Genomic DNA, 13,621 nt, shown 5'->3' with positions numbered 1-13,621 from the left:
GGATGAGGAGCTGTTGATGAAGAAGTGGCAATGCATTGTATGTGGCCTGATCTACAACGAAGCCGAGGGCTGGCCGGATGACGGTATCGCGCCGGGCACCCAATGGCAGGATGTCCCTGAAGACTGGCTGTGCCCGGATTGTGGCGTAGGCAAAAGCGACTTTGAAATGATCGAAATCGCCTGATAGCAACCCTTGGCAACGTAAAAGGAATACGGCATGACCTCCCCAGTAGTGATCATCGGCACCGGCCTTGCGGGCTACAACCTGGCCCGTGAGTTTCGCAAGCTCGACGGCGAAACGCCGCTGCTGTTGATCAGCGCTGATGACGGCCGTTCCTATTCCAAGCCAATGCTGTCCACTGGCTTCGCCAAGAACAAGGACGCCGACGGCCTGTGCATGGCAGAGCCGGGGGCCATGGCCGATCAGCTCAAGGCGGAGATCCGTACGCACACGCGCATCAGCGGCATTGATCCTGGGCACAAGCGGCTGTGGATCGGTGAAGAGGTGGTCGAGTACCGTGACCTGATTCTCGCGCTGGGCGCACAGACAGTACAGCTGCCGCTGCAGGGCGACGCGAGCGATGCGGTGTTTGCGATCAACGACCTTGTCGACTACGCCCGCTTTCGCCGCGCTGCGGCAGGCAAGCAGCGCGTGCTGATTCTCGGCGCCGGGCTGATCGGCTGCGAGTTTGCCAACGACATGAGCCTCGGTGGTTTCCAGGTCGATGTGGTTGCCCCTTGTGAGCAACTGATGCCGACCCTGATCCCGGCTGCCGCCGCAGGCGCGGTGCAGGCAGGCCTGGAGAGCCTTGGCGTGCGCTTCCACCTAGGTCCCGTGCTGGACCGCCTACAGCGCGATGGCGCTAGCTTGCAGGCGCACTTGTCCGACGGCCGCGTGATCGCCTGCGACCTGGTGGTCTCGGCCATTGGCCTGCGCCCGCGCACCGAACTGGCCGCCGCGGCCGGGCTGGCGGTCAATCGTGGGGTGGTGGTGGACCGTCAGTTGCGTACCTCGCACGGCAATATCTATGCCCTGGGCGATTGCGCCGAAGTCGATGGCATCAACCTGTTGTACGTGATGCCGTTGATGAGCTGCGTACGCGCGCTGGCGCAGACCTTGGCCGGCAATCCGCAGGCGGTGGCATACGGGCCGATGCCGATCACCGTGAAGACCCCCGCTTGCCCACTGGTGGTCGCGCCACCGCCGCATGGCCGCATGGGCGTGTGGCAAGTGGAAGGTGACGGCGCCGATCTCAAGCTGACCTGCCGCGATGAGGCGGGTGCGCTGCTCGGCTATGCCCTGACAGGCAGCGCCGTCATGGAAAAACTCGCTCTAAATCGGCAGCTTCCGGCGCTTATGGCGTAAATGGCTGGCGTTCTGTCGCTTATGCCGTTGGCTTGCCGACACAATGGCCGTGCTGATACTGGCGCGGTCCCGGTTGGCGTGCCATTCTCACTCGCGTCTGCCGCAGTTTAGAGCCTGCGGCGCCTTGAGCGCTGCCTCCCCTGGCAGCACGGCAATAACAACAAGAATTCCCGTCCAAGAGGCTTCACTATGCGCAAACCAGAACTCGCCGCTGTCATCGCTGAAAAGGCCGATTTGACCAAGGAAAAGGCCAATGAGGTACTCAATGCGATCCTCGACAGCATCACCGGGGCCCTCGATAAGGATACCGTTACCCTGGTTGGCTTCGGCACTTTCGAGAAGCGTCACCGTGGCGCCCGCACCGGCAAAAACCCGCAGACTGGCGAGCCAGTGAAGATCAAGGCCAGCAACACCGTTGCGTTCAAGCCAGGCAAGGGCCTCAAGGACACGGTCAACCCGACCGGCAAAGCGGCAGCACCGGCCAAGGCCGCAGCCAAACCCGCTGCCAAGGCTGCCGCGAAGAAAAAGTAAGCGGCTCGTTGCTAGCGGTTGCAGAGCCAATGAACGGGCGCCTTTATGGCGTCCGTTTTGCTTTCCATAGGGTAACGGTGGCGGGATTGTATAAAGTGTTCTGAAAGAGGATAAACTCAGCGCTTTCAGTCACATTACAGTCGAGTCTTGCCGATGAAGTTCCGTTTTATTCTGTGGGCCATGGGCTTGTTGATGGCCCGTGCCAGCCGCAACAATCCGGCGTTCCAGCAGCAGCTGCGGGACAAGGATCTGGTGTTCCAGATGCAGACCCTGGATGGCAAGGTCGCCCGTCACTTCATCGTCAGCAACGAGCGCATCAGCAGCAAGGCCGGGCAACATGCGCAGCCAGCCTTCGCGATTGCGTTCAAGGACGCCGCCTACGGCTTCGCCACCCTGCAGGCCAGCAACAAACAGCTGGCGTTCATGCAGGGGATTCAGGACAAGAACATCCAGATCAAGGGCAATCCGGCGCTGGTGATCTGGTTCCAGGGCCTGATGAAGTACCTGAAACCGCGCAAGCGCAAAGCCTGAGCGAGCGGGGCGCCTGACGCCCCGGTGCTGGTCAGCTCAATGCGGAGGGTGGAACTGCGAGGCCAGTTCGCGCAGCAGCGCTTCGGCTTCGAGCACCTTGCTGACGACATCGTCGGCCTTTTCGCGGCTCAGCCCCAAGCGCTCGAGCAGGGCATCGGGGATTTCTTCCTGCGGCCCTGAGCCAATCCCGCGCGAACGCAGCAGGCTGGTCGCCAGGCAGACCAGATTGGGGAACACCGCGAGTTCGCCATCGTAGCCAGGATCGTGCTGGAAGCGCAGCGCGTTGGACAGCTCTTCAGGCATGTCCCACAGCTTCATCAGCCACGCGCCGATCTGCTCACGACTGATGCCGAGCAGATGCTGTTCGATGTAGGTATGGCTCAGGTGCGGGTTGACCTCCAGGTGGCGGCAGATCAGCGAGAAGTGCGGCGGGAACACGTGCGCCAGCAGCAGGTAGCCAAAGTTGTGCAGCAGCCCGGCGAGGTAGGTCAGGCCAGCTTCCGGGCGCTCGGCGCGGGGCATGGCGCGGGTCAGGCCCTCGATCACGGCAGCGGTGTAGATCGACTGCTGCCAGTACGGCGTGGCCTGCTGCGGGTGGTCCTTGGGCAGGCTCAGGGTCTTGCCCAACGCCAGGCCCAGTGCCAGGTTGATCACCAGATCAAAGCCGAGCACACGCACGATGGCGTCTTCTACCGAACGGATCTTGCCAGGTGAGGCGTAGTACGGCGAACCGGCCCAACTGACCACTTGCGCGGCCAGCGCCGGGTCGGTTTCGACCACACCGGTGATGTCGTCGATGCTGGCGTTGGGGTCGACCCGCAGCTTGATGATCTTTTGCGCCGTGTCGGCCAGTGGTGGAATTTCGATGGTTTCTTCCAGGCGCTTCTGGATCCGCCGCGCGGTGAACGCCTGCACCGCCTGGGTGATCTCGTGGGGATCATCGTCAGGACGGTTGAGGTTGGGCTGGATGTCCGCCACGGTCTGGCCGAATTTGCCTGCGCTGGCCTTGCTCAGCATGCGCTTGAACGCGCCGCGCTCGATCTGCAGCAGCAGGCCGCGTTCGCCCGACTGGATCAGCAGCGCCTCGGCCTCGAGCAGGCGTTCGTCATACAGGCAGGGCGAGCTGGTCAGGGCCGGCAGGGCAGGCAGCGCTTTGAGTTTGTGCTTGTCGAGCATCTGGTTCAGGCGCGTCAGCGGCACGGCGTGCAGCTTGCGCCCGGTCAGCTCGGCGAGGCGATTGAGGTCCAGCAACTGAGTGTGCGGGAACAGCACCAGCAGCGCGCCGATTTCGTCATCGAGCAGCACCGCTTGAACACGCGAGGCTGCAGGCAGGGACGGATGCTCCGGCACCTCCTTGTAAGCTACGCCGAGCTTGTCCAGCAGTTGGCGGATAACAGACGGTGCTTGCGGGGATGCGGCGTCCAGGGCTGCTTCAGTCATGAGCTGGATCCAATAGTTTCTTTAAACGCGAAGTATAACCAGTCTGAACGGCAGGCTGGTTGCGTAGTGGGACTTGTGTCACACCTGGCCATATTGCTGGCCATGGCGCAGCCAGCGATCGAGCAACGGGCTGACGTGTGCCGGCCAACGCGTGAGCAGCGCCTGGGCGGCGTCGCGCACGGCTGGCAGCAAGTCGGCGTCGCGCATCAGGTCAGCGACCTTGAACTGGAGCAGGCCGGTCTGGCGCGTGCCGAGCATTTCGCCAGGGCCGCGCAGTTCGAGGTCTTTCTCGGCGATGACGAAACCGTCGTTGGTCTCGCGCATGATGCCCAGACGCTCGCGGCCGACCTGCGACAACGGCGGGTGATAGAGCAACACGCAGTGGCTGGCGGCGCTACCGCGACCGACCCGCCCGCGCAGCTGGTGCAGCTGGGCCAGACCAAGCCGCTCGGGGTTTTCGATGATCATCAGGCTCGCGTTGGGCACGTCGACGCCGACTTCGATCACCGTGGTTGCCACCAGCAACTGCAGGTTGCCCGCTTTGAACTCGGCCATCACTGCAGCTTTTTCGGCTGGCTTCATGCGCCCGTGGATCAAGCCCACGCGCAACTCGCCCAGGGCCGCGCCGAGGTCTTCGAAGGTGCTTTCGGCGGCCTGGCAAGTCAGCTCTTCGGATTCTTCGATCAGGGTGCAGACCCAGTACGCCTGGCGCCCTTCGGCGCAGGCGGCGCGGACCCGTTCGACCACCTCGAAGCGGCGGCTGTCGACCACCAGTACGGTATTCACCGGGGTGCGGCCGGGCGGCAGCTCATCGAGCACCGAGGTGTCGAGGTCAGCGTAGGCGCTCATGGCCAGCGTCCGCGGGATTGGTGTGGCGGTCATGATCAGCTGATGCGGGCATTGCTCGCCGGCCACGCCTTTCTTGCGCAAGGCCAGCCGTTGCTGAACTCCAAAGCGGTGCTGTTCGTCGATGATCGCCAGCGCCAGATGCTTGAACTTGACCTCGTCCTGGAACAGCGCGTGGGTACCGACCACCATCGGCGCGCCGCCGGCGATCTGCTCCAGGGCGCTGACCCGGGCCTTGCCCTTGAGCTTGCCGGCGAGCCAGGCGACTTCGATGCCGAGCGGCTCCAGCCAGCGCTTGAAGGTGATGAAGTGCTGCTCGGCGAGGATCTCGGTGGGTGCCATCAGGGCGACCTGGTAACCGGCTTCCAGCGCTTGCAGGGCAGCCAGGGCGGCGACCACGGTCTTGCCCGCGCCGACGTCGCCCTGGACCAGGCGCAGCATCGGCTCGGGTTGGCTAAGGTCGTAGGCGATCTCGTTGCCGACCCTTTGCTGGGCACCGGTGGGGTTGAACCCCAGGTTGGCCAGGTACTGCGCAGGCAGCCGGCTGGCTTTGGGCAATGCCGGCGCGCGCAGGCTGCGCAAGCTCTCGCGCAGGCGCTGCTGGGACAGCTGGTGAGTCAGCAGCTCTTCGAAGGCGAGGCGGTGCTGGGCCCAGTGATGACCCACCGCCAGCTCTTCCAGATCAGCATCGGCGGGCGGGTTGTGCAGGTAGCGGATCGCCTCGTCGAGCGGCGCCAGCTGATAATCGTTGGCCAGCTCCGGCGGCAGCCAGTCTGGCAGGCTGCGCGGGCCGAGCATGGCCAGGCTTTGCTGGCACAGCTGGCGCAGGCGCTGCTGGGTCAGGCCTTCGGTGGACGGGTAGATCGGGGTCAAGGTCTGCTCGACCGGCGGCGCCGGCTCGCTGCCGTTGAGGGCGCGGTATTCCGGGTGGTAGATCTCCAGCCCCGAAGCACCTGGGCGAGCCTCGCCGTAGCAACGTACATGAGTGCCGCGCTTGAGGGCTTCTTTCTGCGCATTGCTGAAGTGGTAGAAGCGCAGGCTCAGCACGCCGGTGCCGTCGCCCAAGCGCACCACCAGGCTTCGGCGCTTGCCCATGGTCACGTCGGCGCCACTGACCACGCCTTCGATGACCGCGTCCTGGCCTGGGCGCAACTGGCCGATTGGCACTACGCGGGTGCGGTCCTGATAACGCAGGGGCAGGTGGAACAGTACGTCCTGCAGGTTCTCCAGGCCGACCTTGGCAAGCTTTTCAGCCATTGCCTCGCCGACGCCCTTGAGTTCAGTGACCGGCACCTTGGACAGCTCGCTCATGACTCAGGCCGACTGTTCCACGGGTGGCTTGACCACCGAACACAGCCGGATCGAGTCGGCCAGGATCTCGATCGCCTTGGGCCGCGGGAAGCTCGCGCGCCAGGCAATCGCCACCGTGCGGAAGGGCGTCGGTGCGGTCAGCGGGCGCACTTCGATGATGCCTGGTGCGTAGTGATGGCTGTGCACTGCCGACAGCGGCAGGATCGAGATGCCCAGGCCCGAGGCGACCATGTGGCGGATGGTTTCCAGCGAGCTGGATTCGACCGTGGTGTGCTTGGAGCCGTCGTTGCTTTTGGCCAGGGTCGGGCAGGCTTCGAGCACCTGGTCGCGGAAGCAGTGGCCTTCACCGAGCAGCAGCAGGCTCTTGTCGTTGAGCATGGCCGGGTCGATGGTCTTGCGTGCGGTCCACGGGTGATCTGCCGGCATCAGCGCGCAGAACGGCTCGTCGTACAGCGGCAGGGTCAGCACGTCGGCCTCGTTGAACGGCAGGGCGATGATCACTGCGTCCAGTTCGCCGTTGCGCAGTTTCTCACGCAGTACGTGGGTGAAGTTTTCTTCGATATACAGCGGCATCTGCGGGGCGACCCGGTGCAGCTGTGGAATCAGATGCGGGAACAGGTACGGGCCGACGGTGTAGATCGCGCCGACCTTGAGTGGTGCGGTCAGCTGGTTCTTGCCGGCCTGGGCCAGTTCACGGATACCTTGCGCCTGCTCCAGGACCTTCTGCGCCTGGGCGACGATGGTTTCACCGACCGGAGTCAGGCGAACCGCGCTCTTGCTGCGTTCGAAGATCAACACGCCAAGCTCGTCCTCGAGCTTCTTTACCCCGACCGACAGGGTCGGCTGGCTGACGTGGCAACGCTCGGCAGCATGGCCGAAGTGCTGCTCTTGGGCGAGGGTGACGATGTAGCGGAGTTCAGTGAGGGTCATAACGTGCGTCCATGAAGTTGCAGCCCCAGCATAGCGGCTGCAATTGATAGACGCACGTTATCAGACTTGCGCTTTTGTGACAGAAACAAAGTGTCAGCGTTTATCCAGCGAGTAGACGAAGGGTGCTACCACTTCGATCGAGCCATTGGTCAGCAGCTCTGCCGGCGGCTTGGGCAGCGAGCCCGCACGGCGGATCATTTCCATGGTCGCTCGGTCCAGTGCTGCGCTGCCTGAACCACCGGCCAGCGAGTAGGACAACACCTTGCCGTCGGCGTCGACCACGAAGCGCAACCGGTTGATGCCTTGCAGGCCACGCCGGCGGGCGTCTTCAGGGTACCGCTTGTACTTGGCCAGGTGACGCAACAGATCGCTCTGCCAGGTCGGCAAGGCCTTGCTGTTGGAGGCGATGCTTGGCGCTGGCGCTGCCGATTTCTGCGGTGGCGTATTGCTCGGCGGCGTATCGACTACCTGCTCATCGGCGGGTGGCGCTTCCTTGGGCGGCTCAGGCTTCTTCTCGGGCTTGGGCGGCTGCGGTTTGGCCTTCGGCTTGGGCGGCTTGGCAATCGCGATTTTCGGTTTTGGAGCCTCCACCAACTTCGGTAGCGGCGGCTCTTCGACCGGAGTCGGAGGCTGCGGAGCGACCTTGGGCGGTGGTGGTGGCGCTGGCTCAGGCAGCGGTGCCAGCTCGACCATCATCGCTGCCGGGGGCAGTTCGATGGCCTGAGGCACCGACCAATTGAGCGTCAGCAGCACAGCGATGGCATGGACACCCAGCACGATCGCCAAGCTGCCGCTGTAACGCGCCAGTTTGTGCCGCGTCTTGATCATTTTTTGGCTGCCGTCTCGAGACCTACCAGACCGACCTTGAGGTAGCCGGCCGCGCGCATGTTGTTCATCACTTCCATCAGGTCGCCGTAGTCCACGCCTTTATCGGCCTGGAAGAAGATGGTGGTCTCCTTGTCGCCCTTGGTCTTGGCGTCGAGCATCGGGCCAAGCTGGCTGGGCTGAGCAACCATATCGTCGCCGACGTACAGCTTCTGGTCGGCCTTGACGCTGACAAACACCGGTTTCTCCGGCCTCGGCGCCGGTTTGGCGGTCGAGGCGGGCAGGTCGACCTTGATGTCGACGGTGGCCAGGGGAGCTGCGACCATGAAGATGATCAGCAGCACCAACATCACGTCGATGAACGGCGTAACGTTGATTTCGTGGTTTTCGGCGAGGTCATCGCCACCTTCGTTAAGATGCAGGCCCATGGCTTACCCCACTTTCACCATGTGCGGGGCGACGCGTTCGCCACCCTGGTGGTCGAGGTCGCGGCTGACCAGCAGCAGGACTTGCGCCGAAGCGTCGGACACCTGTGCGCGGTAGCCAGCGATGGAACGCGCGAAGACGTTGTAGATGACCACTGCCGGGATGGCCGCTACCAGGCCCAGAGCGGTCGCCAGCAGTGCTTCGGCGATGCCGGGTGCAACTACTGCGAGGTTGGTGGTCTGGGTCTTGGCGATGCCGATGAAGCTGTTCATGATGCCCCATACGGTACCGAACAGACCTACGAACGGCGCGGTCGAACCAATGGTGGCGAGCACGCCGGTACCGCTGCTCATGTTACGACCGCTGGCGGCAACCAGGCGCTCGAGGCGGAAGCTGACGCGCTCCTTGATGCCTTCTTTTTCGCGAGCGTTGGCCGACAGGCGCATTTCTTCGAGGGCGTCATGCACCAGGGTGTGGGCCAGGGTGCCTTCCTTGTTGGACGCTTCAGCAGCTTCCTTGAGGGTGGAGACGCGCTTGAGCGCTGCGATTTCGCCGCGCAGGCGGCGCTTGGCGCCCATCAGCTCGAAGCCTTTGGCGATCCAGATGGTCCAGGTGATGATCGAGGCGATGGCCAGGCCGATCATCACGATTTTCACGACGATGTCGGCGTTCTTGTACATGCCCCATGGCGACAGGTCGTGGGCCATGCCCAGCGAGGTGTCTTCGACCAGCGGCTGCACGTTGTCTTCGGCAGGTGCCTGCGCTTGCCCTTCGGCAGGTGCGGCGGTTGGGGCCTGGCCTTCAGCGGCGGGCGCAGCAGGCGCGGTAGCGGCAGCTGGGGTGGTGGCAGCGGTGGCGTTTGGCTCATCGGCCATGGCGACCGGGGCCAGCACCAGGCTGAACATCAGCGCGGCAATGGCGCGCCAGGCGCGCGACTGGGTTGGCGAAGCGGAGGGTTGAGTACGAGTCATGCTGGCCGGACCTGATGAGTAGAATGAGTTGACGTTCACCACGGCCCCGAGGCAGGCCGAGAACAGATAGGTCGCCATTATTGCAATTAATTCTTGTTAACAAAAGTAATACAGTATCTTTTTTTTACCTTTGTCTAGCCGTTGATCGCGCAATCCGGCTAGCCTGATCCTTTATCAGTGGAGCTGAATGATGTCGGAATTGTCTGCTTTGATCGTCGGCTGCGGCGATGTCGGCGGCCGACTGGCCCTGCAACTGCTTACCAGTGGCTGGCATGTGAGCGGCCTGCGGCGTTCGATCGATCAATTGCCGGAAGGCGTCCAGCCCGTCGCAGCTGACCTCACTGATGCGCAGATTCCTGCGGCCTGGCCTGAGCGTGCACCTGACTATCTGGTGTACTGCGTGGCTGCCAGCCAACATGACGAAGCCGGTTATAAGGCGGCTTACGTCGATGGCCTGCGTAATGTGCTCAGCTGGTTGCAGGTGCGCGGACAACAGCCGCGGCGGCTGCTGTTTGTTTCCAGCAGTAGTGTGTTTGCTCAGCAGGATGGCCAGTGGGTCGACGAAACGGCGCCGACCGAGCCTACGGGTTATTCCGGAAAAATCATGCTTGAAGCCGAGCAAGTGGCGTTGAAAAGCGGCATTCCCGCCAGCGTGGTGCGCCTGACCGGGATCTACGGGCCGGGCCGTGAGTGGCTGCTGAGCCAGGTTCGCCAGGGCTACCGGGTTGCCCAGCAGCCGCCACTGTATGGCAACCGGATTCACGCTGAGGACGCAGCAAGCCTGCTGGCCTATCTGCTCGCCGCGGATGTCCGTGGCGTTACCTTGGAAGACTGCTATATCGGCGTCGACGACGACCCGGCGCCGCTAGCCGATGTGGTCGCCTGGTTGCGCGAGTACCTTGGCGTTACCCAGTGGTCGGACGAACAGCGCGTGCGCCGCACCGGCAGCAAGCGCTGCAGCAATGCCCGGGCGCGAGCGTTGGGTTGGGCGCCGGTGTATCCGAGTTACAAGGAAGGCTATGCGGCGATTTTGCGGGGGTCAGCCGAGCCTTAGGGTGGGCCCAGTAATCGTTGGGGCCGCAATGCGGCCCCAACGCCACCGACTATCAGCTACGTTCCAGCAACCACTGCCGCGGCCCGGGCGCCAGCTGCGGCATCTCGTCCGGCTGGGCACGGTTGATAGCCTGGAAAATCTCCAGTTGGTCACCGCTGTGCTTGAAGATAAACGGCGCGCCACGTTGATCGCGCTCCAGCCACAGGCTGTCGTTGGCACCGCCCATGGTCGCGCAATCGCCGCCCAGGCACAGCGCATAGCGATTCGGCCCGGGCAGCCCGGTTACGCTGCCGGTGTCGCTGAACTGCACGGTCTCACCTTTGCCGGTGCCTTCGATGATCTTCCAGTTGCCACCCAGATACGCGCCATATAGCGCCTTCTCGAAGGTGCTACCGACCGGTGTATCGGCAGCGGCTGGCGTCAGCGCCTTGCTGAATGCCTGCTCTTTGCCGCCTTCGGTAACGGTAACCAGCTCCTTGCCTTTGAGCTGCAGTGGCGCGCTTGGGCCGCCGTCGAAGTCGACTTGCCATTGCTTGTCGCTCAGGCGCAGGCGGCCGTTGACGTTCTCGTAGCCGTTATAGAGGTAGCTGGCCTGTTGGCTGGCGACGTCGACACGGACTTCCGACACCGGGCCGTTGGCTGCCAGCGCCTGGCGCAGGCTGCCACCTTTGGCGGCGGCGTCGATGGCTGCCTGGTTGATCCAGGTGCCGTTGTAGTCTTCAGGTTTGTGGCTGGAGCAGCCGCCCAGAATCAGGGCTGCCAGCGCGAGGGGCAGGGCGTGACGCATGGTGGGGAGACCTTCAGGCAGAGAGGAGGGTGACGGGCAGGGCGCCCGTCACCTCAGGCATCACTCGATGACGAGGATGGCGTCCATTTCGACCTGGGCGCCCTTGGGCAGAGCTGCCACGCCGATGGCGGCACGCGCCGGGTAAGGCTGCTCGAAATAGCGGCCCATGACTTCGTTGACCTTGGCGAAGTGGCTCAGGTCGGTCAGGAAGATGTTCAGCTTGACGATGTCCTTGAACGAACCACCGGCAGCTTCAGCCACCGACTTGAGGTTCTCGAACACCTGAACGGTCTGCGCTTCGAAACCTTCGACCAGCTCCATGGTGGTCGGATCCAGCGGGATCTGGCCAGACATGTAGACAGTGTTGCCGGCCTTGATCGCCTGGGAGTAAGTACCGATGGCGGCGGGGGCCTTGTCGCTGGTGATGACGGTCTTGGTCATGGTGACTCCTTGCGGTTGGCGGATTTACGCACGCATGCGGGTGATGCGGACCACGCCGGTCAGGGTGCGCAACTTCTTGATCACACGAGCCAGGTGCACGCGGTCGTGCACGCTGACCACCAGCTGGACCACGCTGATGCGGCCATCGCGTTCGTCCATGCTGATTTTCTCGATGTTGCCGTCGGCGGCGTTGACGCTGCTGGCGAGCAAGGCAATCAGGCCGCGCTGGTGCTCAAGCTCGACGCGCAGCTCGACGTTGAATTCGCCGGTGACATCCTTGGCCCAGGACAGCTGCAGGCACTTCTCCGGGTTGTGGCGGATTTCACTGATGTTGCGGCAGTCTTCCAGGTGCACGACCATGCCTTTGCCGGCCGACAGATGGCCAACGATCGGGTCGCCCGGGATCGGTGTGCAGCATTTGGCGTAGCTCAGCACCAGGCCTTCGGTGCCGCGGATGGCCAGCGGGCCTTCCGGGCTTGGCAGCTGTTCGCCTTCGGCCGAGAGCAGCCGACGGGCGACCACGTAGGCCATGCGATTGCCCAGGCCGATGTCTTCGAGCAGGTCTTCGATGACTTCCAGGCGATACTCGTTGAGGATCGGCTGGATACGTTCCTGTGGGATCTTTTCCAGGCTGCTGTCGAAGCCGGTCAATACCTTGTTCAGCAGACGCTCGCCAAGGTTGATCGACTCGGAGCGGCGCTGCTGCTTGAGCGCGTGGCGGATGTGCGTGCGCGCCTTGCCGGTGACCACGAAGTTGAGCCAGGCCGGGTTCGGCCGTGCGCCCGGGGCACTGACGATTTCCACCGTCGAGCCGCTCTGCAAGGGCTCGGACAATGGCGCCAGGCGGCGGTTGATGCGGCAGGCAATGCAGCTGTTGCCGACGTCGGTGTGCACCGCATAGGCAAAGTCGACAGCGGTGGAGCCTTTGGGCAGCTCCATGATTCGCCCTTTCGGGGTGAACACGTAGACCTCGTCCGGGAACAGGTCGATCTTCACGCTCTCGATGAATTCCAACGAGTTGCCGGCACGTTGCTGCAGCTCGAGGATGCCTTTGACCCACTGACGGGCGCGGGCGTGGCTGCCCTTGGGCTGCTCTTCCTCGTTGGACTTGTACAGCCAGTGCGCAGCGATGCCGTTGTTGGCCAGCTCTTCCATTTCGCGGGTGCGAATCTGGATTTCGATGGGAACGCCGTGCATGCCGAACAGGGTCGTGTGCAACGACTGGTAGCCGTTGGCCTTGGGGATCGCGATGTAATCCTTGAAGCGCCCCGGCAGCGGCTTGTACAGGTTGTGCACAGCGCCGAGCACGCGGTAGCAGGTGTCGACCTTGTCGACGACGATGCGAAACGCGTACACGTCCATGATCTCGTTGAAGGCGCGACGCTTGCCGCGCATCTTCCGGTAGATGCCATAGAGGTGTTTCTGGCGGCCGCTGATCTCGCCCTGGATGCCGTCGCTGCCGAGGCAATTGGCCAGGGACTGTTCGATCTTGGCGACGATTTCCTTGCGGTTGCCGCGGGCGCGCTTGACTGCCTGGTGGATGCGCGCCGAGCGCATCGGGTGCATCGCCTTGAAGCCAAGGTCTTCGAACTCTACGCGCACATTGTGCATGCCCAGGCGGTTGGCAATCGGAGCGTAGATCTCGAGGGTTTCCTTGGCAATGCGTCGGCGTTTTTCGCCCGACAGCACTTCCAGGGTGCGCATGTTGTGCAGGCGGTCGGCGAGCTTGACCAGGATCACGCGGATATCCCGCGCCATGGCCATGGCCATCTTCTGGAAGTTTTCGGCCTGCGCCTCGGCCTTGGTCTCGAAGTTCATCTGGGTCAGTTTGCTGACCCCATCGACCAGCTCGGCCACCGTCTCGCCAAACTGCTGACTGAGGGCTTCCTTGGCGATGCCGGTGTCTTCGATCACATCGTGCAGCATGGCCGCCATCAGGCTTTGATGGTCCATGTGCATGTCGGCGAGGATGCCGGCAACTGCCAGCGGGTGAGTCACGTAGGGTTCGCCACTGCGGCGGCGCTGCCCATCGTGCGCCTGTTCGGCGTAGAAATAGGCTCGCCGAACCAGGTTGACCTGGTCCGGACCGAGGTAGGTCGATAGCCGTTCGGCGAGGGTGTCTATGCTCGGCATGGGTATACCTCCTGCCGAGGAAGAAGTCC

General features: G+C 63.4%; 14 protein-coding genes. 5 read left to right on the top strand and 9 right to left on the bottom strand.

All coding sequences use genetic code 11. The features are described from left to right. Positions 1-16 precede the first annotated feature (16 nt). From ACIOAU_RS10465 to ACIOAU_RS10450, 4 genes are all read left to right on the top strand, one after another. Positions 17-184 (top strand): rubredoxin, encoded by a 168-nt coding sequence (locus ACIOAU_RS10465; protein ID WP_101322861.1) that lies wholly within the window; start codon positions 17-19, stop codon positions 182-184. Between the two features lie 33 nt (positions 185-217). Next, the gene (locus tag ACIOAU_RS10460) at positions 218-1,366 is read left to right on the top strand and encodes an NAD(P)/FAD-dependent oxidoreductase (RefSeq protein ID WP_150571437.1); all 1,149 of its coding nucleotides are present in this window, start codon (positions 218-220) and stop codon (positions 1,364-1,366) included. 189 nt (positions 1,367-1,555) lie between these two features. Then, entirely contained in the window at positions 1,556-1,897 is a 342-nt protein-coding gene (locus tag ACIOAU_RS10455; RefSeq protein WP_101322863.1) for an HU family DNA-binding protein, read from the top strand. Positions 1,898-2,050: 153 nt separating this feature from the next. Next, a complete protein-coding gene (locus ACIOAU_RS10450) occupies positions 2,051-2,428 on the top strand; it encodes a helicase (protein ID WP_101322864.1) in 378 nt (125 codons plus the stop codon). Positions 2,429-2,464: 36 nt separating this feature from the next. Here ACIOAU_RS10450 and ACIOAU_RS10445 read toward each other — a convergent pair whose 3' ends face one another. The 6 genes from ACIOAU_RS10445 to exbB all read right to left on the bottom strand — a co-directional run bounded on the left by ACIOAU_RS10445 (position 2,465) and on the right by exbB (position 9,177). Beyond that, positions 2,465-3,868, bottom strand: a complete 1,404-nt coding sequence (locus ACIOAU_RS10445; RefSeq protein WP_188036947.1) for an aminoacyl-tRNA deacylase and HDOD domain-containing protein — start codon at positions 3,866-3,868, stop codon at positions 2,465-2,467. Positions 3,869-3,946: 78 nt separating this feature from the next. Then, positions 3,947-6,025 (bottom strand): ATP-dependent DNA helicase RecG, encoded by a 2,079-nt coding sequence (gene recG / locus ACIOAU_RS10440; protein ID WP_101322866.1) that lies wholly within the window; start codon positions 6,023-6,025, stop codon positions 3,947-3,949. Positions 6,026-6,028: 3 nt separating this feature from the next. Next, entirely contained in the window at positions 6,029-6,955 is a 927-nt protein-coding gene (locus ACIOAU_RS10435) for a LysR substrate-binding domain-containing protein (protein ID WP_401181761.1), read from the bottom strand. Between the two features lie 93 nt (positions 6,956-7,048). Further along, the gene (locus tag ACIOAU_RS10430) at positions 7,049-7,783 is read right to left on the bottom strand and encodes an energy transducer TonB (RefSeq protein ID WP_101322868.1); all 735 of its coding nucleotides are present in this window, start codon (positions 7,781-7,783) and stop codon (positions 7,049-7,051) included. After that, entirely contained in the window at positions 7,780-8,208 is a 429-nt protein-coding gene (gene exbD / locus ACIOAU_RS10425) for a TonB system transport protein ExbD (RefSeq protein ID WP_101322869.1), read from the bottom strand. Before exbD ends, ACIOAU_RS10430 begins: the two co-directional genes overlap by 4 nt. 3 nt (positions 8,209-8,211) lie before the next feature. Beyond that, complete coding sequence (exbB, locus tag ACIOAU_RS10420) at positions 8,212-9,177, bottom strand: tonB-system energizer ExbB (RefSeq protein WP_401181757.1); 966 nt, start codon at positions 9,175-9,177, stop codon at positions 8,212-8,214. 190 nt (positions 9,178-9,367) lie between these two features. On the opposite strand from exbB, the gene ACIOAU_RS10415 reads away from it, so the two are divergent. Continuing rightward, the gene (locus ACIOAU_RS10415) at positions 9,368-10,231 is read left to right on the top strand and encodes an NAD-dependent epimerase/dehydratase family protein (protein WP_401181754.1); all 864 of its coding nucleotides are present in this window, start codon (positions 9,368-9,370) and stop codon (positions 10,229-10,231) included. A 52-nt stretch (positions 10,232-10,283) separates the two neighbouring features. Here ACIOAU_RS10415 and ACIOAU_RS10410 read toward each other — a convergent pair whose 3' ends face one another. From ACIOAU_RS10410 to spoT, 3 genes are read right to left on the bottom strand one after another with little or no spacing between them, the layout of a single operon-like run. Continuing rightward, positions 10,284-11,018 carry a hypothetical protein gene (locus ACIOAU_RS10410; protein WP_101322871.1) on the bottom strand — a complete coding sequence of 245 codons (735 nt, stop codon included), beginning with the start codon at positions 11,016-11,018 and terminating at the stop codon, positions 10,284-10,286. Between the two features lie 60 nt (positions 11,019-11,078). After that, a complete protein-coding gene (locus ACIOAU_RS10405) occupies positions 11,079-11,459 on the bottom strand; it encodes a RidA family protein (RefSeq protein ID WP_101322872.1) in 381 nt (126 codons plus the stop codon). 24 nt (positions 11,460-11,483) lie between these two features. Next, complete coding sequence (gene spoT, locus ACIOAU_RS10400; protein WP_101322873.1) at positions 11,484-13,592, bottom strand: bifunctional GTP diphosphokinase/guanosine-3',5'-bis pyrophosphate 3'-pyrophosphohydrolase; 2,109 nt, start codon at positions 13,590-13,592, stop codon at positions 11,484-11,486. Positions 13,593-13,621: the final 29 nt, after the last annotated feature.

Origin of the sequence: Pseudomonas sp. NPDC088322, from assembly GCF_044740745.1 — a bacterium.
Lineage (GTDB): Bacteria > Pseudomonadota > Gammaproteobacteria > Pseudomonadales > Pseudomonadaceae > Aquipseudomonas > Aquipseudomonas shirazensis.
This window is presented reverse-complemented; position numbering and strand designations above follow the sequence as displayed.